16 protein-coding genes are annotated in these 22832 nt (G+C 63.0%); 10 read left to right on the top strand and 6 right to left on the bottom strand.

Annotated elements, in window-relative coordinates; translation table 11 throughout:
- Positions 1 to 9: 9 nt before the first annotated feature.
- On the bottom strand, positions 10 to 1572 hold the full coding sequence (locus tag QM716_RS00080; protein ID WP_283301352.1) for a long-chain-fatty-acid--CoA ligase: 1563 nt from the start codon (positions 1570 to 1572) through the stop codon (positions 10 to 12).
- Between the two features lie 262 nt (positions 1573 to 1834).
- On the opposite strand from QM716_RS00080, the gene QM716_RS00075 reads away from it, so the two are divergent.
- The 5 genes from QM716_RS00075 (at position 1835) to QM716_RS00055 (ending at position 8083) form a co-directional block, all read left to right on the top strand.
- On the top strand, positions 1835 to 2608 hold the full coding sequence (locus QM716_RS00075) for an ABC transporter ATP-binding protein (RefSeq protein WP_283301350.1): 774 nt from the start codon (positions 1835 to 1837) through the stop codon (positions 2606 to 2608).
- A 4-nt stretch (positions 2609 to 2612) separates the two neighbouring features.
- Positions 2613 to 5147 (top strand): ABC transporter permease, encoded by a 2535-nt coding sequence (locus QM716_RS00070; protein WP_283301348.1) that lies wholly within the window; start codon positions 2613 to 2615, stop codon positions 5145 to 5147.
- A gap of 67 nt (positions 5148 to 5214) precedes the next feature.
- Positions 5215 to 5661 carry a hypothetical protein gene (locus QM716_RS00065; RefSeq protein ID WP_007736175.1) on the top strand — a complete coding sequence of 149 codons (447 nt, stop codon included), beginning with the start codon at positions 5215 to 5217 and terminating at the stop codon, positions 5659 to 5661.
- 107 nt (positions 5662 to 5768) lie between these two features.
- On the top strand, positions 5769 to 6944 hold the full coding sequence (locus QM716_RS00060) for an acyl-CoA dehydrogenase family protein (RefSeq protein WP_283301346.1): 1176 nt from the start codon (positions 5769 to 5771) through the stop codon (positions 6942 to 6944).
- Positions 6945 to 6952: 8 nt separating this feature from the next.
- Positions 6953 to 8083, top strand: coding sequence for an acyl-CoA dehydrogenase family protein (locus tag QM716_RS00055; protein ID WP_283301344.1), 1131 nt, complete (start codon positions 6953 to 6955; stop codon positions 8081 to 8083).
- 58 nt (positions 8084 to 8141) lie between these two features.
- Here the strand turns inward: QM716_RS00055 and QM716_RS00050 are convergent, their stop codons facing one another.
- The gene (locus QM716_RS00050; protein WP_283301342.1) at positions 8142 to 9488 is read right to left on the bottom strand and encodes a DUF5691 domain-containing protein; all 1347 of its coding nucleotides are present in this window, start codon (positions 9486 to 9488) and stop codon (positions 8142 to 8144) included.
- A gap of 104 nt (positions 9489 to 9592) precedes the next feature.
- Between QM716_RS00050 and QM716_RS00045 the strand changes: the two genes are divergently transcribed.
- Complete coding sequence (locus QM716_RS00045) at positions 9593 to 10804, top strand: hypothetical protein (RefSeq protein ID WP_283301340.1); 1212 nt, start codon at positions 9593 to 9595, stop codon at positions 10802 to 10804.
- Between the two features lie 136 nt (positions 10805 to 10940).
- Positions 10941 to 11711: a hypothetical protein gene (locus QM716_RS00040; RefSeq protein WP_283302988.1), complete on the top strand. Its 771-nt coding sequence runs from the start codon at positions 10941 to 10943 to the stop codon at positions 11709 to 11711.
- Between the two features lies 1 nt (position 11712).
- Here the strand turns inward: QM716_RS00040 and QM716_RS00035 are convergent, their stop codons facing one another.
- Positions 11713 to 12660 (bottom strand): aldo/keto reductase, encoded by a 948-nt coding sequence (locus tag QM716_RS00035; RefSeq protein WP_283302986.1) that lies wholly within the window; start codon positions 12658 to 12660, stop codon positions 11713 to 11715.
- A 134-nt stretch (positions 12661 to 12794) separates the two neighbouring features.
- On the opposite strand from QM716_RS00035, the gene QM716_RS00030 reads away from it, so the two are divergent.
- Complete coding sequence (locus QM716_RS00030) at positions 12795 to 12992, top strand: hypothetical protein (protein WP_283301338.1); 198 nt, start codon at positions 12795 to 12797, stop codon at positions 12990 to 12992.
- Between the two features lie 71 nt (positions 12993 to 13063).
- On the opposite strand, the gene QM716_RS00025 is transcribed toward QM716_RS00030, so the two are convergent.
- Positions 13064 to 18547: an ATP-binding protein gene (locus QM716_RS00025; RefSeq protein ID WP_283302984.1), complete on the bottom strand. Its 5484-nt coding sequence runs from the start codon at positions 18545 to 18547 to the stop codon at positions 13064 to 13066.
- Positions 18548 to 19060: 513 nt separating this feature from the next.
- On the bottom strand, positions 19061 to 19846 hold the full coding sequence (locus tag QM716_RS00020) for a nucleotidyltransferase family protein (RefSeq protein WP_283301336.1): 786 nt from the start codon (positions 19844 to 19846) through the stop codon (positions 19061 to 19063).
- A gap of 216 nt (positions 19847 to 20062) precedes the next feature.
- Between QM716_RS00020 and QM716_RS00015 the strand changes: the two genes are divergently transcribed.
- Together QM716_RS00015 and QM716_RS00010 are read left to right on the top strand one after the other, a co-directional pair.
- A complete protein-coding gene (locus QM716_RS00015; RefSeq protein ID WP_283301334.1) occupies positions 20063 to 20794 on the top strand; it encodes a GNAT family N-acetyltransferase in 732 nt (243 codons plus the stop codon).
- Between the two features lie 53 nt (positions 20795 to 20847).
- A complete protein-coding gene (locus QM716_RS00010) occupies positions 20848 to 21822 on the top strand; it encodes a sigma-70 family RNA polymerase sigma factor (RefSeq protein WP_283301332.1) in 975 nt (324 codons plus the stop codon).
- A gap of 53 nt (positions 21823 to 21875) precedes the next feature.
- Here QM716_RS00010 and QM716_RS00005 read toward each other — a convergent pair whose 3' ends face one another.
- Positions 21876 to 22286, bottom strand: coding sequence for a VOC family protein (locus tag QM716_RS00005; protein ID WP_003945103.1), 411 nt, complete (start codon positions 22284 to 22286; stop codon positions 21876 to 21878).
- Positions 22287 to 22832 lie beyond the last annotated feature (546 nt).

Here is a 22832-nt window from a genome sequence, read left to right as displayed (position 1 = left end):
CACGGGGTCTCAGATCAACTTGTGTTCGCGGTTCTCCCAGTACGGTTTGCGGAGGTCGCGCTTGAGGATCTTTCCGGTGGGATTGCGAGGAAGGATCTCCACGACGTCGATACTGGTCGGGCACTTGAACTTTGCGAGACGTTCTTGGGTGTAGGTGATCAGTTCGGTTTCGTCTATCTGCGCATCGGCGGTGAGAACCACGACGGCCTTGACGGTTTCACCCCAGCGGTCGTCGGGAACGCCGATGACCGCGACCTCGGCGATTGCCGGATGCTCCACCAGTACGCGTTCGATCTCGGGGGAGTAGACGTTCTCGCCGCCGGTGATGATCATGTCCTTGAGACGGTCCTCGATGAACACGAAGCCGCCGGCGTCGGCGCGGCCCATGTCGCCGCTGCGCAACCATCCGTCAGCGGTGATGGTTTCGGCCGTCGCCTCGGGTTTGCCCAGATATCCGGGTGTGCACTGTTCGGATCGCCACCACAGTTCGCCGGTCGTTCCGGTGGGTACGTCCTCGAGCGTGACGGGGTCCACCACGCGCATCTCGACGCCGGGGATCGCTGTACCTGCTGATGCCATGCGCTCGACCTGCGACTCGTCGCGGTGAACGTCCGGCATCAACGCGGTAATGACACCTGCCATTTCGGTCATCCCGTAGACCTGGACGAATTCGGTGTCCGGCCAGGCTGCGAGTGCCGCTCGCAACAATGGGAGGGGCATGGGGGCGGCGCCGTAGGTGATGCGTTTGAATGCCTTGAAAGCGGCGACTGCCTGCTCGCCGGCGGCCAGAACTCCGGCAATGACCGGTGGGACGAGGAAGGCGATGTTCGCGCCGGCGGCGAGACCGGCGAAGATCGACGGCCCGTCGGCTTCTCTGGTGAAGTAACAGCGACCACCGGTGTGAATGGCCATGATGGCGTAGCACGTTCCACCGACGTGGAACATCGGCATCGCGATCAGGAAGCGATGATCCTCGTGAGCCGGCAGGATTTCGAGAACATTGTTGCTGTGCGCGAACAGGTTTCGATGTGTGAGCTGGACACCTTTGGGTCGACCGGTCGTTCCGGAACTGTAGAGAACCAGAGCGGTGGCATCCGGGCTCACCTCGGGTCGGGAACTCAGCGGGGTGACCTCGTCGATCCACGGTTCGAACTCGTCGTGTTCACCGCCGACGGCGAAGATCGACTCGACGGCCGTCAATCTGTCGCGCATGGCGACGATCTGGGGCAGGAGGTCGCTGCCGACGAACAGAATGCGAGCGCCACAGTCCGCGAGGACGTAATCCAGCTCTTCGCCCGAAAGTCGCCAGTTGGGAACGACATTCGCGGCCCCGAGCAGTGAGGCGGCGTACGTGACTTCGAGACAGGACAGATGATTCTTGTCGACGAAAGCGACGGTGTCGCCGGCGCCGATGCCGGATTCGGTGAGGGCGGCGGCGATACGCAAGATGCGGTCCCGCCACTGGGCCCACGTGTAGTCGGTCCCTTGGAAGGTCATCGCTGCTTGATCAGGCTTGACCGTCGCCCAGTGCTCTAGCCGATCGAAAATGATTCCAGCGGTGACGTCGGACATTCGGCCGCCTCTCTCGTGTGATTGGTGTCACAAGGTTAGTGCGCGCCCGCCATTCATATCGCTGTTTCTCGCCAATGCACGCCCCTGGGAGGGCCGTAAATTCTCAGACCCTGATCGGCTCGGCCGTAGATATCAGGGTGGTCCCCGATGGCGGGCGCGCCCCACACCCGACAGGATGGAACCAACCATTGCGGGCGTCCGTGTTTTCACGGGCGCCCGTCACGCCCGCAAAGTAGCACCGAAGTGAACAGGAAAGGCGATCATGAGTTCGCACGCCCAGGATGTCGCGGCCCGCGCAGTCGGCCTGTCCAAGACCTACGGCACCGGAGATACCCAGGTGCACGCCCTCAGTTCGGTGTCCGCAGATTTCGCCCGCGGTGAGTTCACGGCGATCATGGGGCCGTCCGGTTCCGGCAAGTCGACGCTGATGCATTGCCTCGCCGGTCTGGATTCCGCCAGTTCGGGTTCTGTCCTCATCGGCGACACGGAACTCACGACGCTCTCGGACAAACAGATGACGCAACTACGACGCGATCGCATCGGATTCGTCTTCCAAGCGTTCAACCTGGTGCCGACGCTGACGGCGCTCGAGAACATCACGTTGCCGCTGGACATTGCGGGACGCAAAGCGGATCCGACCTGGCTGAACAGCGTCCTGACCAAGCTGGGACTCGGGGATCGGCTCGATCACCGGCCGGGAGAGTTGTCGGGTGGTCAGCAGCAGCGTGTGGCGTGTGCGCGTGCGCTGGCGGGTCAGCCGGAGATCATCTTCGGCGACGAGCCGACCGGAAACCTCGATTCGAAGTCGTCCGGGGAGGTGCTCTCGATCCTGCGTGCGGCCGTCGACGAGTTCAATCAGACCGTGGTGATCGTGACGCACGATCCGCGGGCAGCGGCGTACGCCGATCGGGTCGTGTTCCTCGCTGACGGCAAGATCGTCGACGAATTGCGCGAACCGACGGCGGATTCGGTCCTCGATCGTATGAAGCGTCTCGACGCGCCGCACTCGGTCGTGAATGTGGAAGCCGGGGCTTGAGCACATGGCTTCGGTAAGCAACTCGCCGATGCGCAAGGTCTCCCTGCGCAACTTGGCGGCACACAAGGTGCGACTTGCGCTGACGGTTCTGTCCGTCGTGCTCGGCACGGCTTTTGTCGCGGGGTCGTTCGTTTTCACCGACACCCTCCAGAAGACTTTCGATTCGATCTTCGAGAACACCGCCCAGGGCGTCGACGTCCGGGTATCGATGGAAGAGCGCAATACCAGCGGCGTTCCGGTGGAGGACGTCGACAAACTTGCCGCAGTCGACGGCGTCCGGGCGGTAGCGCCGGCCGTCAGCGGACAGATCGTCCTGATCAACGCAGACGGTGGTGCCGTTCAGACCGGCGGCGCGCCGAGTATCGGGCAGTCCTACCTGCCTCCGGGCCAGGCGATTGCCGAACCCGACACCTTCGTCGAGGGCGCGCCTCCGACGCAGACCGGTCAGGTCGCGCTGAACACCAGCGCCGCCGAGCGAGCGGGACTGAAGGTGGGGGATTCCGCCAAGGTTCTGGCTCCGGCCCGCGGAATCGTGGACGTGACGTTGTCCGGCATCTACGAAGGGGCGGGCAGTGACACCGGTGGATTCATCGGTGCGCTCTTCACCGACGAACAGGCTCGTGGACTTTTCACCGACGGCCAGCATGTCGAGTACATCGACGTCGCGGGCAACGGGGTCTCGCAGACGGAGCTGCAGCAACGCGTCGAGCAGGTTTTCCCCGATCTCAAGGTGCAGACCGGCGACCAGGTTCGCGAGGAGACCAAGGCCGAGGTCGACTCGGCGTTGAGTTTCATCAACTACTTCCTGTTGGCGTTCGGTGCGATCGCTCTGCTCGTCGGCACGTTCATCATCTACAACACCTTCTCGATGATCGTGGCGCAGCGTCTTCGTGAGCTGGCGCTGCTGCGTGCGATCGGTGCGAGCCGAGCGCAGGTCGGTCGTTCGGTGGTCACCGAGGCGTTGGTGGTCGGGCTCATCGGCAGCATCATCGGTCTGCTCGGTGGTATCGGTCTCGCCTACGGATTGCGCAGTCTGCTCAACACGTTCGACGTCGGTCTGCCGGAAGGCCCCCTCCAGGTGGGTGCACGCACGATCATCGTCGCATTGGTGGTGGGCGTCGTCGTCACGACGCTCAGCGCTTACGCTCCCGCTCGGCGCGCGTCGAAGATCCCGCCGGTAGCGGCCATGCGTGAGGAGTTCGCCTCCACTGGTGACTCACTGCGGGTACGGACGCTGATCGGAGCGATTCTCGGCGTGATCGGTGTGGCACTGCTCGTGTTCGGTTCTCGCGGTACCGGCGGTGGCGCCGCCATGATCGTCGGACTCGGTGCGTTCTCGTTGATCATCGCGGTTCTTCTCGGTGCTCCGGCGCTGTCGCGGCCGATCGTCGGCGCGCTCGGTGCCGTGTTCGCCAAGCCGTTCGGTGCCATCGGGCGATTGGCTCGTACCAATGCGGTGCGCAATCCCCGTCGCACGGCCGCAACGGCATTCGCGCTGACTCTCGGCCTGATGTTGGTGACCGTCATCGGAGTGTTCGGATCTTCGGCCAAGGCGAGCATCAATGCTCTTGTGGACGTGGGTGTCTCGGCCGACTACATCCTGACCGGTCCCAACGCGATTGGTGTGCCGCGCGGTGCGGCCGACGCCGTCCGGCAGGTACCCGACGTGCAGAGCGCGACATCCTTGCACGGAGTGCGCGCGAAGGTCGACGGTGAGGACGAGCAGGGCGCTTCGTTCGACGGCCCGATCGAAGGCGTGCTCGAGTACAAGATCCTCGAGGGCGCGGTTGATCTGACCGGCAACAACATGCTCGTCTCGAAGTCGACTGCGGACGACAAGGGGTGGACTGTCGGCTCGACTCAGACGTTGACCGGTCCAGGCGGCGTCGAGTACCAGACGGTTGTCGCGGGAGTGTTCGAGGACAACCAGCTGATCGGTTCGTGGATCGTCTCGGACGAGGCGTACCGGAAGCTGATGCCGGCGGAGAGTCTGCCGGACTTCGTGGTTCTGGTGAAGGCGAAGCCGGGGGCGGATCTGACGACGCTGCGATCCGAACTCGAAACGGCGACGGAGAAGTACGTTGTCGTGCAGGTGCAGGATCGTGAGGAGTTCAAGGGAACTCAGGGGCAGCAGATCAACACGTTGTTGGCGATCCTGTACGGACTCCTGGCACTCGCGGTCGTGATCGCGATCCTTGGCATCATCAACACGTTGGCGCTCTCGGTGGTCGAGCGGCGACGAGAAATCGGAATGCTGCGAGCCGTCGGCATGCAGCGAGGACAGATGCGACGCACGATCTACCTCGAATCGGTGCTCATCGCGGTGTACGGCGCGGCAGTTGGAGTTGTTCTCGGCATCGCGTTCGGTTGGGCGTTCGTGAGCACACTCGCGGATCAGGGCCTCGACAAGATCACGATCCCGTGGGGCCAGGTTGTCGGAATGCTGATCGGCTCCGGTGTGGTCGGCGTCTTGGCGGCGCTGTGGCCGGCCAACAGAGCGGCCAAGACGAAGCCGCTGGAGGCGATTGCGGACATGTAGGGCCTTCGGCCCCGTGCGCACTTTTGGTAGCGGAAGCAGCCGAAAGTGCGCACGGTACCGTTGCCGCATGAGCACCCTTCAAGAAGTCGGCGAACGTGAATCCTGGCGCTGCTGGCTGTGTGACGAACCGGTCGACCCCGACATGTCCGTCAACGATCCGCGTGGCCCGAGCATCGACAGCATCAACACCGCAAAAAAGGGTGGCAAGACCAAAGGTGGCGTCGAACGCTTGGCGCATCGCGCGTGCAACACCAAGAAGGGTGCAGTCAAACCTGTTGTGGAATGGCCGGATCGGCTGTTCGTCGTGGATCCCGCTCCGATCATCGGGGTCGTGGAGCAGCTCGAGCGCAAGGGCGGCCGCGTCGCCGTCGCTCGCTGCCCTGGCAAGGACGACGCCCAGGAAGCCTCGGACTGGCTGATCGATCGGTTGTCGCGTCTGGCTCCTGCGTTGAACGTCGAAACGAGCATCGACGCCGCGGGTGGGGGTTACCTGTTGGTCCTCAAAACCGTGTAGGAGGCCGGCTCGGGGTGCCGTCTTTCGCGGTACCTGTTCCGCCTCCAGTGTCGTCGGGGTACGGTCGAACCGAACATGAATCCGGTTTCGAGTGCGAAGGAATCCCGATGAACCTGGCATTGACCGACGAGGAACTAGCGTTCCGCGACGAGATGCGGACGTTCTTCCGTACGCAAATCCCCGCGGACATCAGGGAGGCGTACGCCCACGGCGAGGAGTTGGGGCGCGACCGTATGGTCGAGGCGCAGCAGATCCTCAACGCTCACGGTCTGGCGGTGCCGCACTGGCCGGTCGAGTGGGGCGGCAAGGACTGGACCCCGGTCCAGCACAACATCTGGCTCGACGAACTCCAGCTCGCGTCTGTACCCGAACCGTTGGCGTTCAACGCCAACATGGTCGGTCCGGTCATCGCGGCCTTCGGCTCGCAGGAGCAGAAGGAGAAGTTCCTTCCGGCGACCGCGAACCTCGACATCTGGTGGTGCCAGGGATTCTCCGAACCAGAGGCCGGCTCCGATCTCGCTTCGCTCAAGACTCGCGCGGTCCGCGACGGAGACGACTGGGTCATCAACGGCCAGAAGACGTGGACGACGCTGGGACAGTACGCCGACTGGATTTTCTGCCTCGTGCGTACCAATCCCGATGCGCCGAAGCGCCAGGCGGGCATCTCGTTCATCCTCGTCGACCTGAAGACGCCTGGCGTAACGGTCCGCCCGATCAAGCTGATCGACGGCGGCTACGAGGTCAACGAAGTGTTCTTCGAGGACGTCCGCGTCCCGGGGGAGAACCTGGTCGGTGAGGAGAACCAGGGCTGGGGTTACGCCAAGTTCCTGCTCGGCAACGAGCGCACGGGTGTCACGCGCGTCGGTTTCTCGAAGGTTCGTCTCGCGCAGGCCAAGGCTCGCGCTGCCGAGGTCAAGGTCGGTAACGGAACACTGCTCGAAGATCCGCTCTTCGCTGCCCGCCTCGCCGAACTCGAAAACGAATTGCTTGCCCTCGAGCTCACTCAACTCCGGGTGGTCGCCAGTTCCGCTGACGGCCAGCCGAATCCGGCGTCGTCGCTGCTGAAGCTTCGCGGTTCCGAATTGCAGCAGGCGAGCGTCGAACTGCTGATGGACGTGGCCGGCCCCGATTCACTGCCGTACGACGCGGGCATCGACATCGCCTCCGCGAGCTGGGCGCAGCACACTGCCCCGACGTACTTGAACTACCGCAAGGTATCCATCTACAGCGGATCGAGCGAAGTGCAGCGCAGCATCATCGCTTCCTCGATCCTCGGATTGTGAGGCGTGGCATGGACTTCGAACTCAACGACGAGCAGAAACTTCTCCGCGACACCACCAAGGATCTCCTCGCGCGCAGCTACGACGCCGAGAAGCGCAATGCGATCATCGACTCCGATCCCGGGTGGAGCCCACAGGTCTGGAAGCAGCTGGCCGAGGTCGGCTTGCTTGGCCTGACGTTCTCCGAGGACGACGGCGGCATGGACGCGGGTCCGGTGGAAATCGGCGCGGTCATGACCGAGATCGGTCGACGCTTGGCCCCCGAACCGGTACTCGACGCGGTCGTGACGCCGGGCGGACTCATCTCCGAAGGCGGCAGCACAGCGCAGCGGTCGTCGATTCTTCCCGGTGTTGCCGAGGGCGTCACGTTCCTGGCATTCGCCGATCAAGAACCCGGAATCCGTTGGCCGGCAACCGAACGTGCGACAGCCGCGGCGCAGGTCGACGGCGGCTGGACCGTGACCGGGATCAAGAATCCCGTCGGGCACGGCGCGACGGCGGATATCCTCGTCGTGAGCGCTGCGCTCCCCGGCGGTGGCGTCGGACTGTTCCTCGTCAAGAGCGATGCCTCCGGTTTGGTGCGCAAGTCCTACGCCACACACGACGGTTTGCGCGGTGCGCAGATCGAGTTCACCGATACTCCGGCCGAAGCGCTCGGTGAGGGCGGCGACGCTTCTGCTCTGATTCAAGCCGCGCAGATCCGTGAGCAGGCTGCTCTGTGCGCCGAGGCTGTCGGAGCAATGGAAGAGGCGCTGCGCCTGACCACCGAATACCTCAAGACGCGCAAGCAATTCGGTGTTCCGCTCGCGAAGTTCCAGACGCTGACGCACCGCGCCGCCGACCTGTACGTCTCGCTCGAGTTGGCGCGAAGTATGAGTCTCTACGCAACGATGTCCCTTGCCGACGGCGTTGTCGATCCCGTTATCGCTTCGCGGGTGAAGTTGCAGATCGGGCGCTCGGCTCGGCTCATCGGTCAAGAAGCGATCCAGATGCACGGTGGTATCGGTATGACCGCCGAATACCCGGTGGGTCATTACGTGAGCCGACTCGTCGCCATCGAGCACACGCTTGGCAGCACCGAAGACCACCTTCGGGCGTTGGCCGCCGGTGTGGCCGATCACGAGATGGTCAGCGTGGTCTGACCTTTCACGGCTCGAGGAGGGGCCGCATTCCGTGAGAGGGATGCGGCCCCTTCGCCGTTCAGCGGTGATTGCGTAAGACGTCCAAGCGGAGGCGACGCTGCTCGATGTTGACGGCGCTGTCGGTGAACGCTTGTTTCCAGCCGGCGTCACCCGTTCGGGACGCCGCGTCTTGCAGAAGTGGAATCGCGTCGAAAGGGAAGCGCGCCTGCACACTTCGCAGGGTGGAGAAGTGACTGTGGCGCGAGTGGATGCCCAAGTCCTCGCCCGTCGCAGCATGCTCCAACGCTTCGTTTTCCAAGGCATTCAACAATTTTTCGGCGACGGCCAGTGGCCATGGGCGGTCGATGCCGTCGAGTAGCGCGCTGCCGTCGACGCCCAGAAGGTACTCGTCCGCGTGTCCGGCGACGATGTACTCGACGCGCTCGCGCGGGTCAGCGATGGCGACGATTCTCCGGTCCGTCGTGCGCCCGTCCCGCTCCAGAAATGCCGACGCCCACGCTGTGTTCTTCTGGAGAACAGTTGCAGCAGTCCATGATTCGATCATCACGTCGCGCCACTGTTTCTCGATGGGGATGGTGAGGGCGCCGCGTGCCGAACCGGCCATCGATTCCCACAGCGTCAGCGGAGTAGCGGTCACAACTTGCCGCAACCACCAGCGCCGGATGCCCTTGTTCTTGTAGTGGACGTCTTCGATGCCGTCTCGGAATGCGAGGTCGTCGAGCGAACCCGGCAATCGGACGGCCAGGCGGGGTCGCAACGGCTTCGTCTCGAGCCGCACCCACGACTGAGCCCGGGTGACCATGCGAGAGGCAAACGGAGATCGGGGGAGTTGCCGCAGGAGTTGAATTGCGCGCTCACGGACCCGCACGGCTGGATCGTCGAGTGCACGCTCGAGGAGTGCGTAGTCGTGTTCGCCCAGTCCGACGTCGAGGTGATCGAGGAAATGCAGGCGGCTTGCCGTGGCCGCCTCGCTCCAGGCGATCTCGAGCTCTTCACTCGCCAGTTCCGGGTCGACCGTACGTATGTAATCGAACCAGGCCGTACGGTCGTCCGGATCGGGCGAAAGCCACAGCTCGTCCCGGCGTGATCCGATTCGTCGTAGCTGGGCCCAATCCGGATTCTGCTCCGCCAGATACTGCCCACGTCGACCGGCCAGGCGCAGTAGCGCCTCGCGGTGCTCGGGATACTTCAGTGCGGCCTCCATGAAGAGCGGAACGCTGGCAGCGGGAGCGAGGAATCCGCGTTGGTCGGCCATCGCGAACCATTCCGGGAGAGTCCAGGAACGAACCTGCAACAAGGACTGAAGTTGTTCGATCGCGAGGTCGGGAAGCAGCGGTTGAACCGCTGGATCAGTCCTCGAAGCGCGCGAGTGACCTGCGTGCGCGTCTGATCGCAGGGAGGTCACCCGCCTACGGTATGGCAGAGGTGCGTCGAGCACGGGCACAGGGGTCGGGCGCGTGTCGGCAGAGTCTGGAACAGTGGTAACCGGCGACCAGCAGGAGGCGTGAGATGACAGACGGAACTGACGACGTCTTTGTCGTGGCGTCGGTGGCCGAGCGGCGAACGCTCATCTCCACTCGGGTGAGGGAGTGGTGTGCGGCAGGGACCGTCGAGTCGAACCGGCCGGAGTTGTCCGACGACGTCGCACTGCTGATTGCGGGTGGCTATGCGGACGAGTCGACGCGATCGATCCTGGCGAACCGGCGCGGTGTCGGGCGGTCGTTCCCGGAGCTCGGCGGCTTCTCGGAGTTGCGCTACCTCACCGACGAACTGGCCCGCACCAGACGCCGACTGCTCGCGACCCGAATCGGTCCTGTTCAGGTAGTCCTCGAACGGCGGGTGCAGACGCTCGACAAGCGCGTGCAGTCGATGCGTTCGGCGATAGTGCATTCCAATCGCCACTTCGCGAGCAGCGTCCGTGCCATTCGCAAGGACCGCCGCGACGGCCTTCATCTCGACGTCGAGCAACGTGAGGCACTTTTTGCCGGGCTCACCCGCACCCCGGTTCCAGCCAAGCTGCCGGTGGGGTTGGGGGTCGTGGCAAGTGGTGGAAACGCTGCGCTGGACAAACTCGCCGCCCAATTGGGCAAGGTCCAGGGAACCGGTGTCATCGCCGATGCAGGTAGGCGGATCGCGGAGGTCCTCGACGGACTGGTCGACTCCGAACCCGAAGGACGTGCGGGTGAGTACGACGCTCTGCTTTACCTCGCCGGAAATCTGTTCGACCGGATCGAAAGCTCCAGCGCATGGCATTCCGATCACTTTGTCATTCAACGCAATCAACTCGACCTGGCCGACGAGATCACCCAGATCGCGGTCGATACCGTAGCGCTGCGTTCGATTCTCGCGGAGTTGGACGACGCGGCTGCGTTGGCACGCGACGAGGGAACCCGAGCCGGGATCGCTTCGCGCAAGGAAGCACTCGGCGCGGTCTGGGACCAGTTGGTCGAACGCGTCGCGGCGCTTGCGCGGATCGGTGACCTGGTCGCACGGGCCGAGGATCAGTTGAGTTCGCAGCGCGCGGTTGCGCATGCAGCGAGCCTCGACAGCCGGATCGACGACCTACTTGCGCGCTCCGGTTCACGTGAACTTTCGGCCGCAAACACGCACTACGTCGGGGATCAATTCGACGGCGTGGAAGAGCTGATGTTCGCTCACCGCGCGGCTCTTTACGGGGACATTGCACTGCTGACCTCTGGGAACGAGCGTCGGGCGCCGTAGTCAGGCCGACGTCGGAGCTGTAAGGTCGGAGGTACTGACCGGCCGAACTTTCGAAGAACAGGCCGAGAATTCGCTCCTTGCTCGACCCCGTGCCGATCCGGTGATGCGGGCGTATCCGCTTCAAGACAGGTCGATGATGGAAGACACCGCAAGCCGCGGCATCAATGCGTTCATTTCCGAAGCTACGCAGCGTGGGGGCAAGGCCGTCCGGCTCACGCACTCGCGTCGTAACCCGGTCGAGGTGACGGGTGCAGACGGCACCAGTCGTATCGTCCGAGTGCGTTCGAAGCTCGAAGGCGACTGGCAGGCCAGGCGTCAAGACGAGTCGCTCGAGAGCGACGACACGCGCTCCGAGTTCTGGGTGTTCGTGGACCTGGCAGCAGATCCGCACGAGTTCTTCATGCTGCCCTCCAACGAGGTCGCGGACGACATCCGTGCCGAGGTCGACCTGTGGATCATGGACAGCCCCGGACGTAATCGCACCGGTCATCACGCGATCCCGCGCGGACGCGTCGTGCACGGCCACGATCGTTGGGATGCCCTGGGCCTCGCTGCCGTAAAGGATCCGAGCATTCACGTCGAAACACCGGTCGCAGCCAAGCGCAAGGCTTCGCCGGTCGCGGCGAAGAAGCGCCGCGCCAGCGGTGTCGAGGAGATCGAAGTCGTCGATAATCGCCTCGAGATGACGGCTGATTGCCACGGATACCGCTGGGTCGGACGCTTCGACGAAACCACCGAGGTGGTCGAGATCATGCGCGGACCGATGGAAGGCCGCCGATTCCCCGATCCGACCGCGGCCGCCAATGCCGTCACCGGTCACATCTCAGGCGACACCGAGAGCCATGACGGCTGGTCGTTCTGGACGATCAACAACACTGCCCTCGGTGCCCATCTCAAAACTGCCTGATCTAGGCGCCGACTGCCGCCGACACTCGTTCGAGCGTGTCCAGTTCATTCGACGACAGCACGAGGTTCGGGGCGTCCAGTAGCGCGGGGAGCTGCTCCGGCCGGCTGACGCTCGCGATCGGTGCGGTGATACCCGGTCGAGTCAGCAGCCAGGCCAGCGCAACGGTCGAGATCTCGCTGTCGTGTGCCTGCGCGATTGTCGCCAGTTCTGCGACGACGTCGAGTCCGGCGTCGCTGAAGTATCCAGCGGTCAGTCGTTCGCGGGAGCTGCCTTCGATGTCTGCGCGGGTCTTGTACTTTCCGGTCAGGAAGCCGGAAGCGAGAGCGAAGTACGGGAAGACGCTGATGTTGTTGTCGGTGGCGATCTCGGCGAGTTCAGGTTCGTACGACTTACGGTGCACCAGGTTGTAATGCGGTTGCAGCGCGATCGGCGCGGCGTAACCGTTCTCTTCGGTGATCCGCAGCCACTCGCGGATGCGGTCGGGGCTGTAGTTGGAGATTCCGAGGTAGCGAACTTTGCCCGCGACGACCAACGCATTGAAGGCTTCGAGCGTTTCTTCGAGCGGAGTCTGCGGGTCGTCGAAATGCGCGTAGTAGAGGTCGATGCAGTCCGTCTGCAGACGGCGCAGCGACGCCTCTGCTGCGGCCGCGATGTTGTCTGCCTTCAACCCCTTGAAATCGGGATGACTACCCACCTTGGTGGCGACGATGATGTCGTTCTGTAGTCCGCGATCGGTGATCCATTTCCCGATGATCGTTTCGGATTCCCCACCGGAATTGCCGGGAGCCGACGCCGTGTACGAGTCGGAGGTGTCGATGAAGTTCGCACCGGCTTCGGCGAACGAGTCGAGGATCTCGAACGACGTCTTCTCGTCAGCTGTCCACCCGAAAGGGTTGCCACCCAAGCTAAGTCGGAAGATGTCGAGGTCCGAATTTCCGATGATCGCCACTGTGTGGAACTCCCGTCGATGAAGGTGGTCGCTGCATCCCGCACCGTACCCTCTCATGGAACTGACGATGGCGCGCCCTCGCCAGGTTCGCCGAAAAATGTATCGGATCGTGATGGCCGCAGTCGGTGTTGGGTATGGCCCCGAATACTGAATTCTTCGATGACCACACGAACACCGTAGATCACCGTGCGGTAGTGGAATCCGTCCGTTCGGCTCGAAGCTTCGAAATCGAGTGGCCAGCGGCGGTGACCATCTCGGCGGGGCATCTGCTCGCGACAGAGCAGCACAATCACGTCCTCGGGGAGATCGGGGAGGCACTCGAAGGCGCCTGAGTGCAGTGCGGTCCGAATACAAATCGAGCGGCCCCCGCATTTCGCGGGGGCCGCTCGACGTGCGGAGAAACTTACTGCGCGAGTGCGCGCTTCATACCGCGTTCGACTGCTGCGATGATCTGCGGACGCAGTTCTGCGGCAGGGACGATCTCATCCACCGAGCCGACCTCTCGGGCCCGCTGGATGTTGTGGATCGCTTCGAATTCGGATGCTACTTCGCCGAGCTTGTCGGAGCGGACGGCGATGCGCTGAGCGTTCAGTTCGACGCGCAGATGTGCTTTCTCCGTGTCGTCCTTGGCTGCTGCCAAGTCTGCTTCAAGTTGCTGCACCTTCGGATCGTTGTTGGTGCGGGTGTTCACCTCACGGGTGAAGACCACTGCGGCGGCCGGGGCCCCGCCGAGTACCGAGGCGAACGAACCTTCGACAGCAAGAACTTCCATGTTGTCGTTGAGCGCGCCGGAGAACACGACGAACGCGCCGCCGTGGTAGCGGGAAACGACGCAGAACACGATCGGTCCGTCGAAGTTGACGATGGCGCGGCCGATTTCGGCGCCGTACTCGAGTTGGATGTTGCGCAGCGACTCCGGCGAACCGTCGAAGCCGGACAGGTTGGCCAGCACCACGATCGGACGGTTGCCGCTCGCAGCGTTGATCGCGCGGGCCGTCTTCTTCGACGAGTTCGGGAACAGCGTTCCCGATGTCCAGGTGTCGGGTCCGTCGGCGGGGAAACGACCCTTACGCGGGATCGCGCGGGATTCGATGCCCACCACCGTGACCGGATGTCCGGCGAGGTGCGCGTCCAGAACGACCGAGGTGTCGGCGCCGGCCATGTCGGCCCAACGCTCGAGTACCGAGTGGTCCTGGTCGACTACCGAACGCATCACGGTTCGAATGTCGAAGGGCTTCTTGCGATCCGGGTTCTTCGCCGAGGAGAAGATGTCGCCGACCGTCTCGAAGTCGCTCGACGGGTGGGTGTGCGGGAAGCTACGCACGTCGCGATCGACGGGGTCCGTGGTCGCCGCGCGACGCGGGAACCGTTCGCCGGGAGCGAGGTACGAGTGTGCGTAGTGACGGAACAGGATCTCGCACGCCGCGGTGAGGTCGGGGGCCCAGTACTGCGCCTGGCCGTTGGGGCCCATGACGCGGTCGTAACCACCGATGCCGAAGTTGTCTTCGGCCGACACACCGCCGGAGTAGTCGAGAGACTGCTTGCCGGTCAGCACCATTGCGCTGTCCGGGGTCATCACCAGAATGCCCTTGGTGTGCATCAACATGGTGGCTTCGGCGTTCCAGTAGGGCTGAGCGCCGACGTTGATTCCTGTGACGACGATGTTGATCTCGCCGCCGTTCTGGGTGAAGGTGATGATCCGGCGCAGGCCACGCGAGACCCAGTCCATGTTCTCGGTGCCGCTCTCCATCGAGATGGTGGCACCCGACGACAGCGCGAACCACTCGACCGGAGCGTTCAACTTCTCGGCCAGGTCGATTGCGGCGACCACGCGTGAGCACTCGGCCTCGGCGACGGTGCCGAGCGCCTTGGTGGGGTCACCGAAGAGCGCTACACGGGTCATTCCCTCGGGATAACGCGGCGTCCGAGTGTTCACGAGGCCGACGACGATGCCGGCCTTGTTGAGTCCGTACGGGCGCTCGACGGGGGAAAGGACGCCCGCTTCGTCGAAGTCGTGCTCGACGAAGGTGCCCTTGGAGCCGGTCAGGAGCGGAATCAGCTCGTACGGGTACACCGTGCCACGTGCCCGCGAACTCTGAACCTTCTGCGCATAGGCGTCGAGAGGGAGGAGAGGTTCGGTGGGAGGAGTGGTCTTGTTGATGACCACACCGGCGCCTGCGCGGTACGAGAATCGCAGCGCGACTTCCTTGGGTGCGCCACCCTTTCGGTCCTTCAGGCGGGTGATGAGCGTGATCTCTTCGATCCCCGCGCCGACGGTCAGTCGGGCTGCGTTCTGAGCGATCACCGAGAAGCGTTCGCTGGGAACGTCGGCGACCGGCCACACGTAGAGCACGACGCGGTTGGCTGCGAGTCGACGCTTGTCCCCGCGCTGGGACTGCGCACGGCGGATGCCGTCCAGGCACGCGGCAAGGGTGCGCTCGATCGCCGGCAGTGCAACCATCTGACCTTCGTCGTCGAGTTGCGGTGTCACGTCGCGGATTTCGGCCAGAGCGATCAGGCGCTCGTCCTTCGGGTTCTCCTTGGCGGAGAGGTGGAACAGGTAGGTGTTCTCCGGAGCCGGGAGGCGCTTTCCGTTGAAGTTCTTCAGGCGCCACATGTCCAGTCGCTGACCCGTGAGCGGGTGCATGTCGCGAATGATGTGGTCCTCGACCAGTTCACCGTCGACCGGGCGGAAGGTGACCCACCGGACCGGATCCCCGTTGGGATTGCAGATGATCACCGTGGCGCGCCGTGAACGGGTGATCGTCTCGTTGCGGGAGAGTTCGGTGCGCAGCGTCTCGACGAGCGTGTCGCCGTCAGCGGGCTGATTCGGCCAGTCGAGGTAGATGTCTACAACCAGGCCGCGACCCGACGGAGCATCCTGTGCGATCGTGGCGACATCGTCGAGAGCGGTTCCGAGAGCATCGAATTCGGCCACCGTCGAGACCAGGTGCAGACCGTCGCCCTTGAGGTCGAAGTTGCCGGTCACGAAACGGCGGTCGACGTGCTCGAAAACGCGGACGTCTTCGAAGGAATGAATCTTGTAGTAGCGACGCGTGATGACCTCGAGCAGCGGTCCGCCGTCGCGGTTGCCCAGGCCGATCTTTCGACCAAGCAGGTCCAGGAGGGGTTCGGGGGTGGCGACGAGGTTGGCGATCCGCTCGTTGAAATCGGCAGCGTCCGGCTGCTCTTCGAGGTAGGCAAGGTTGCCGCGGACGCCGTCGTAGACGTCTTCGCGAACCTTACGGATGCGCGGCTCGTCGAAGAACCGGAAGCGAAGGTTGCGGGCGACGTCGCCGATGACGGGGTAGCGGACCTGCGTCGCGACGATGAGTCGATCGAGAACCTCGTTCAGCTCCTGAGCCGAGCAACCGGGGGCCTTGTCACCGACGAGCCAGCCTTCGAGAAGTGCTGCAATGACCGGGATCTGGGCTTCCATACGCTGCAGAGCCAGGAAGAGTCGGTAGACCGCTTCCTCGACGGCCTGGCGATCTTCCAGATCGGTGACGTCGTAGTGGCGAAGTGCGCGTTCGAGTCTCGTGCGGAACGACGCAGGCAAACCTTCACGCTCGGCGTCGAGTGAGTGCAGGAAAGTGTGGAAGTGTTCGCGGGGGCTGTGGACGGATTCGTCCTTCGCCGACTCGCCCGAGGTGGGCTTGTTACGCGAGAGCTCGCAGATGTCGGCGAAGGTGGTCAGCACGGCCAGTTCGGCCTGTACCAGTTCGCGGTCCTCGGATTCGAGTGCGCTGCGAAGTGCGTCGTATTCGGCCAGAACAGCGTTGGCGTGCTTGCCGCTGACGTCGTAACCACTGAGCATCGCGGTCAGCGCTTCGAGCTGTGCCAGTGCGTCGTCACGGGCGTCGGTACCGGAAGTTGCAGCAGAAAGGTCGAATTCGACTCGCGGAGCCTTTTCCGTGACAGCTTCCTCGCTGACCTGGTCGACGCGCAGGAGCGGCGCGCCGGCATCGACCTGTGAGTTGACGGTAGCGAGAACCTCACGCACCTTGCCCGCGTACGGAGCGCGAACTGCGGTCTCCATCTTCATGGATTCGAGCACGACCAGCGTGGAGCCGGCTTCGACGTCGTCGCCGACTGCGACCGGTACTGCCACCACGACGGCAGGAGCCGGCGCGCGGACCACTCCGGCGTCGTCCTGGCTGATCTGGTGGCTGATGCCGTCGACCTCGACGAGATAACGAGCCGGGCTCGAGACGGAAACGACGTGGAAGCGGCGATCACCGATCACCAGACGTGATTCGAAGTCACCGAGGCGGTCGACGTCGACTTCGATGTCGCCTGCGTCTCCGTCGACGCGGTAGCGGTGCGGGCCGATACGCCCGACGGTCAGTTTGTATGCCTGACCTTGGTAGTTGAGCTCGACGGTACGTCCGATCGCGTGATTAGCGCGGGGGCGACCGCCACGTGCCGAGGCGAGGAAGGCCGCACGCTCGAGAGACTCCTCGGCGTCGTAGGCATCGATGGCGGTGGCGATCAGTGCGACGTCGGCGCGGCGAGTGGCGCCGGTGAGGGCGCCCGTGCGGTCGAGCCAGCCGGTATCCGCCGATGCCGAGATGACCTCGTCGCGATCGAGTAGATCGAGGAGGAACGACTTGGTGGTGGTGCCGCCGTCGAGTACGACGGTGGTTTCACGGAGGGCGGTGCGCAGACGCGCGAGTGCCTCGGAGCGGTTGCGGCCCCACGCGATGACCTTCGCGACCATCGAGTCGTAGTCAGGCGGAATGACGTCGCCGGCCGCGATGCCGGTGTCGACGCGGATGCCCGAGCCGAGCGGGAACTTCAGCAGCTGAACGGTGCCGGGCGCCGGAGCGAAATCGTTGTCGGCGTCCTCGGCGTTGAGGCGAGCCTCGACGGCATGGCCGAACGGGGGCGGGCAGTCGCCGACCAACTCTTCACCGCTTGCCACGAGAATCTGCAGTTTGACGAGGTCGATGCCTGTCGTGACCTCGGTGATCGGATGCTCGACCTGTAGGCGCGTGTTGACCTCGAGGAAGGTGAAGAGCTTGTTCTCGGGCTGGTAGAGGTATTCGACCGTGCCGGCGCCGTGGTACCCGGCTGCCTTGACGAGTTCGGCCGAGACCTCCTTGAGATGGTCCGACTGTTCTTCGGTGAGGACGGGGGAAGCGGACTCTTCGATGACCTTCTGGTTGCGACGTTGAATCGAGCAGTCACGAACGCCCGGAGCCCAGACGTTGCCGTGGTTGTCGGCGATGATCTGTACCTCGACGTGGCGCGCATCGGTGACAAGGCGTTCGAGGAAGACGACGGGGTCGCCGAACGAGCGCTCGGCCTCACCCTGAGTGCGCTCGAGCGCAACTTCGAGTTCGTCCTCGGCCCACACTTTGCGGATGCCGCGTCCGCCGCCGCCGCTGCGAGCCTTGATGATCAGTGGGTAACCGATCGCCTGTGCGTGACGGCGTGCGTCGGCGCGGGTCTCGACCGGCCCCCCGCTCCACGGTGCGACCGGTACACCGACCTTTTCGGCGAGGATCTTGGCGGCAACCTTGTCGCCGAGCAGACGCATCGCGTCGGCGCTCGGGCCGATGAACGTGATGCCCAGCTTCGCGACGATCTCGGCGAACGTGGGGTCCTCGGCCACGAAGCCCCAGCCGACCCAGACGGCGTCGGCCTTGGCTGCGAGAAGTGCTCGCTCGAGTTCGGCGTAGTCGAGGTAGGGACTGCCTGCGCCAGTGCTGCGCAGAGTCACGCCCTCGTCGGCCTGGCGGACGAACATGGCGCGACGCTCGGCCTCTGTGTGCAGTGCAATGACGCGAATACCGTGGTCGTGTTCGGCGTTCAGTTCGCGTACAGCCCTGATCAGGCGGACCGCGGCCTCACCTCGATTGACCACTGCGATTCGTTTGAACATTGTCACTGCCACCGTCCTTGATGAGATTCGTCGTCACGTACGTTGCGATATGAGCCGACCGTGTCACACATACCGGATTGTCCGGTTCGTGAACTACGCCGCGATGCGCTGTGTTTCCCCCGGTTGCGCGTCGGCAGGTGATTGCCCTTCCGGTTCGTCGAGTCCCTTGCGCCGTAGCACCGTGTGCGCCGATGCACCACGTGTGCCTTGTGCGCCACCCTGCAGGTGTGGACTCAGAACCGCTCCAATCACGAATCAGCAACATATTGTGTCTGCTTCCAGGGAATCCCTGGTTTATCTAAGGATGCAGTATGTCGACGCTCATGTCACCTGGGCGAATTGAAGAATATTAGTCAATGTGAACTACGGTTACTGGTAACGAGTTAAAGCATTGCGGTGCAACATTATTCGTTGCTGTGATGCGGATCACGACGCCGCGGAGATATGCAAGAAAGTGAATACCCGCTGGTAACAAAATCGAATATTCGGAAGATTTTCCGGATTGCTCAATTATTACTGATCAGTACTACTGGCGAGTATTTCCTTATCTTGCCCGGTCGTATTCAAGAAGTCGCCTTCGATGGTGGCGATGTGCTCTGCGACCGCATCGAGTCCTGCGGGAGGGAGTTGCAAGGTGTTGCCCAGGGCAAGGGCAGCGCACTTGAAGTGCTCCACGAGGGGTTGGTACTTCGTAGCCAGTTTCAGTCTGTCGGTTTCATTCAGGTACTTCACGCTGCCTGCGTTGTCCACGAAGTCGCTGAACTTCACGAGGAATACTGCGGGATCCTTGATCGCTTGGATGACGTGATCCTGGTAACCGAGGGTGGCGTCGCCGTCCGGGTAGGTGATTGGATTGGTCACTGCCTCAACAAGTTCGGAGATCTTGCGGCCGAAGTGCGAGGCGATGAGTGTCGATGCACGTTCTTGCGCTTCGGACGGCGTCACGTCGTCGGCGGTGCGGCCACCGAGTAGTGCGATGACGACGTGCGGTTGGTCCTCGACCGTGTCGTGAAGCGCGGTTGCGCTCAGGATCTCGACGTCGGAGCACCCGTACCGAAGTAGACGCAAGACATTCCGCAGGGGATGAACGATGTAGGGATCCTCGTTCGACTTGATCCCGTTCTTTCTGAACTGATCGAGATGCGCGAGGGTTGCGACCTCCATGGCGAGCCTCAGGGTTTCGCCCGGGATCGACATCTCGTCGACGGCGCTCTCGATCGCGAAGACCAGCGTCGCAGCGTCCATCTCCTTCAGTGGCAGCTGGTCGAATGCAGATCTGATCGGGTCGGAGTTGCTCATGACAAACAGCCTTCCGCTTGGTGAGGAATCGCGACGAAAGTCGTGGTGCAGATCTGCGATCGAGCCCTGGTTGACGCCGGAAGCGGGGGCCGAAGTCAGAATCATCTTGATTCTATCCGGCGACTACGACAGCAAGTGTTCTTAGCGTTGTCATCGAGGTGGGCGGGGAGTTCCGTTCGCCTTCATCACCGGCAGACTTGGGCAGGAAGAGGTTCGATGACCACGGAGGCGACCCTGGCGTCGTTTGTCGAGACAGTCGACACGGATGTCGACATCCATCCACTGGACGACCCTGTGCGACAAGGTCTTCGCGGGCAGCATGCGCAATTCGCTCAGTGGGCAGGCAAGGTTGCACGATACGACCCGACGGTCGCTCCGTTCGTCGGTCATCCGACCGAGTTGGACGCCGAAGACTGGGAGAACCTGCGCACACTCGTAGGTCCGGGCGGCACAGTAGGTTTGCGAGGATTCGATCATCATCCGCCGGTAGGGTGGCGCGTTGCGGATCAGTTCGGCTCGGTGCAGATGGACGGCTCCGCACTCGAAGTCTCCGTTGATCCGTCGGTCGAACTTCTCGGGACGAGCGATGTTCCCGAAATTCTGGCGTTGATCGAGCGCACCAAGCCCGGACCTTTTCTCGCTCGCACCATTGAGATGGGGGGCTACTACGGTATTCGCGTCGACGGAAGACTTGTTGCCATGGCAGGGGAGCGACTGCACCCTCCGGGATGGACGGAAATCAGCGCGGTGTGCACTGACAGCGATTTTCGGGGTCGAGGACTGGGCGCGACCCTGATCCGAGCCGTCGGCGCCGGGATTCGCGAGCGTGGCGAGCTGCCGTTTCTCCATGCAGTGCAATCGAATACGAATGCGATCAGACTCTACGAATCACTGGGATTCGTGCTCCGTAAGAAATCCCGGTTGACCGCGGTGCAGGCGCCTGCCTGATCAAATTCTCGCCGACGCCTGTGTTCGGGACGCTCGGCCACTAGTCTGAACAAATGACAGTCGATCAGGCGTTGGACAGTGATTTCCTCACTCTTGCCGATCCGTATCGCCGCGAGTTGTTGGCGCACTGCTATCGCATGATGGGCTCGATCCACGACGCCGAAGACCAGGTCCAGGAGACGTTCATCCGGGCTTGGCGAGGATTCGACGGGTACAAAGGCCAGTCGTCGCTCAGGACCTGGCTCTATCGCATCGCGACGAACACGTGCCTGACTGCGCTGGAAGGGAGATCGAGGCGTCCACTCCCGACGGGCCTCGGCGCACCTAGTTCGGACCCGGCCGACGATTTGATCGAGCGCAACGAGATTGCCTGGTTGGAACCGATCGCCGATTCTGCGCTGGGCGACGTCAATGATCCGGCTGTCATGGTCGTCAATCGCGATTCGGTGAGGCTCGCGCTTGTTGCCGCCTTGCAACACTTGTCCGCGCGGCAACGTGCGGTTCTGGTTTTGCGTGACGTTCTGCAGTGGAAGGCGTCGGAAGTTGCGGAGGCCCTGGGCACCACAACCACTGCGGTGAACAGCCTGCTGCAGCGGGCTCGCGCACAGATCAATCACATCGGGCCCACGGAGGACGACCTCGTGGAACCGACTACCGAGGCTGCCCGGAAGTTGCTTCGCGACTACGTGCACAGCTTCGAGAGCTATGACGTCGAGGCCATCGTGGAACTGTTCACGCGTGAGGCCATCTGGGAGATGCCGCCGTTCGAGGGTTGGTACCAGGGCCCGGAAGCAATCGGGCAGCTCATCGGTACGAAGTGTCCGGCCGACGGACCGGGCGCGATGCGGCTACTACCGACCGCTGCCAACGGACAGCCGGCGTTCGGCCTCTATATGCGCGAGCTCGACGGAGTTCACCGGGCTTTTCAGTTGCACGTTCTCGATGTCACCGAGTCCGGGATCTCGCACGTGACGTGTTTCTTCGATCTGAGCCTGTTCGCACGGTTCGGATTGCCGGCGGAGCTATAGGGCAACGGGTTGTGCGCGGGCCCTCCGGCATGAAGGGCCCGAGTGACTAACCGCTATTGCTGGGGAACCGTCGCAGCCGGGTCCATCCACATGACCTCCCAGACGTGGTTGTCGAGGTCGCGGAATGCGCGTCCATACATGAAGCCGTGATCCTGGGGCTCCATCCATTTGCTTCCGCCGGCAGCGATCGCCGCGTCGACGAAGGTGTCGACTTCTTCCCTGCTGTCGGCTGACACACACATCAGTGCCTCGCGAGCTTTCGACGTGTCACAGATGTCGTCGGCGATGAAGTCCCCGAAACGGGGTTCGTTCAGGAACATGACGGTGGCGGAATCGCTGACGATCATCGAGACAGTGTTCTCGTCACTGAACATGTCGTTGAACTCGAAGCCGAGGCCGCTGAAGAATGCCCGGGTAGCGGCGACGTCCTTGACCGGCATGTTGACGAAGAGAAGACGAGACATGGAGTGCTCCTTGAAATCGGTTGACTGATTACTGATCGCTTCGGTTCCTGTTGGTTCCTGCTCATACAGACCGCAGTGGGGACAGAAAGTCATCGCGACAGTCGAAAATTCGGAGAAATTATCGGTTGTTAACCCGTGGTAGTGCTCTGACCTGGCGATTTGGTGTTGTGTTGATCTTCGCGTAACTTTGTCCAGGTCAGAGCGACACGGACACCGACTCCCACCTGTGAGGGTGAGTGACACGAGGTTGTACGAAGTGCCTGGCGAACACAATCCAGTTTTTCTTCACAAGGTTCCGGTTTGCGCCGGTGACCTGGTTGGGATAGGCTGGGAAAGTTGCCCCGGAGCGGCGGCCGTAGGGTCGTGGTGATGGTGTGTGCGTGTTCTTTGAGAACTCAACAGTGTGTCGATGAATGTCAGTGCCAAATTTTTTTGGTACTTCACATCCGCGAATGATCAACCGCCTTTTGGGGTTTGGTTGGTTTGTGTGTGGTGTGAGTATTTTTCGTCGGTGATTGTTCATTCTTCCGTCTGAATGGTTGCCGA

The sequence above is a fragment of the Rhodococcus sp. IEGM 1409 genome, from assembly GCF_030056735.1.
GTDB lineage: Bacteria > Actinomycetota > Actinomycetes > Mycobacteriales > Mycobacteriaceae > Rhodococcus_F.
The sequence above is the reverse complement of the archived record's forward strand: the minus strand, read 5'-3'. Positions and strand labels throughout refer to the sequence as shown.

Coding starts and splice junctions, on each gene's coding strand:
- QM716_RS00040 (WP_283302988.1), top strand. CDS start 10,941: ATGGAAGACACCGCAAGCCGCGGCATCAATGCGTTCATTTCCGAAGCT.
- QM716_RS00015 (WP_283301334.1), top strand. CDS start 20,063: ATGACCACGGAGGCGACCCTGGCGTCGTTTGTCGAGACAGTCGACACG.
- QM716_RS00070 (WP_283301348.1), top strand. CDS start 2,613: ATGGCTTCGGTAAGCAACTCGCCGATGCGCAAGGTCTCCCTGCGCAAC.
- QM716_RS00075 (WP_283301350.1), top strand. CDS start 1,835: ATGAGTTCGCACGCCCAGGATGTCGCGGCCCGCGCAGTCGGCCTGTCC.
- QM716_RS00030 (WP_283301338.1), top strand. CDS start 12,795: ATGGCCCCGAATACTGAATTCTTCGATGACCACACGAACACCGTAGAT.
- QM716_RS00055 (WP_283301344.1), top strand. CDS start 6,953: ATGGACTTCGAACTCAACGACGAGCAGAAACTTCTCCGCGACACCACC.
- QM716_RS00020 (WP_283301336.1), bottom strand. CDS start 19,846: ATGAGCAACTCCGACCCGATCAGATCTGCATTCGACCAGCTGCCACTG.
- QM716_RS00045 (WP_283301340.1), top strand. CDS start 9,593: ATGACAGACGGAACTGACGACGTCTTTGTCGTGGCGTCGGTGGCCGAG.
- QM716_RS00025 (WP_283302984.1), bottom strand. CDS start 18,547: ATGTTCAAACGAATCGCAGTGGTCAATCGAGGTGAGGCCGCGGTCCGC.
- QM716_RS00080 (WP_283301352.1), bottom strand. CDS start 1,572: ATGTCCGACGTCACCGCTGGAATCATTTTCGATCGGCTAGAGCACTGG.
- QM716_RS00060 (WP_283301346.1), top strand. CDS start 5,769: ATGAACCTGGCATTGACCGACGAGGAACTAGCGTTCCGCGACGAGATG.
- QM716_RS00065 (WP_007736175.1), top strand. CDS start 5,215: ATGAGCACCCTTCAAGAAGTCGGCGAACGTGAATCCTGGCGCTGCTGG.
- QM716_RS00005 (WP_003945103.1), bottom strand. CDS start 22,286: ATGTCTCGTCTTCTCTTCGTCAACATGCCGGTCAAGGACGTCGCCGCT.
- QM716_RS00010 (WP_283301332.1), top strand. CDS start 20,848: ATGACAGTCGATCAGGCGTTGGACAGTGATTTCCTCACTCTTGCCGAT.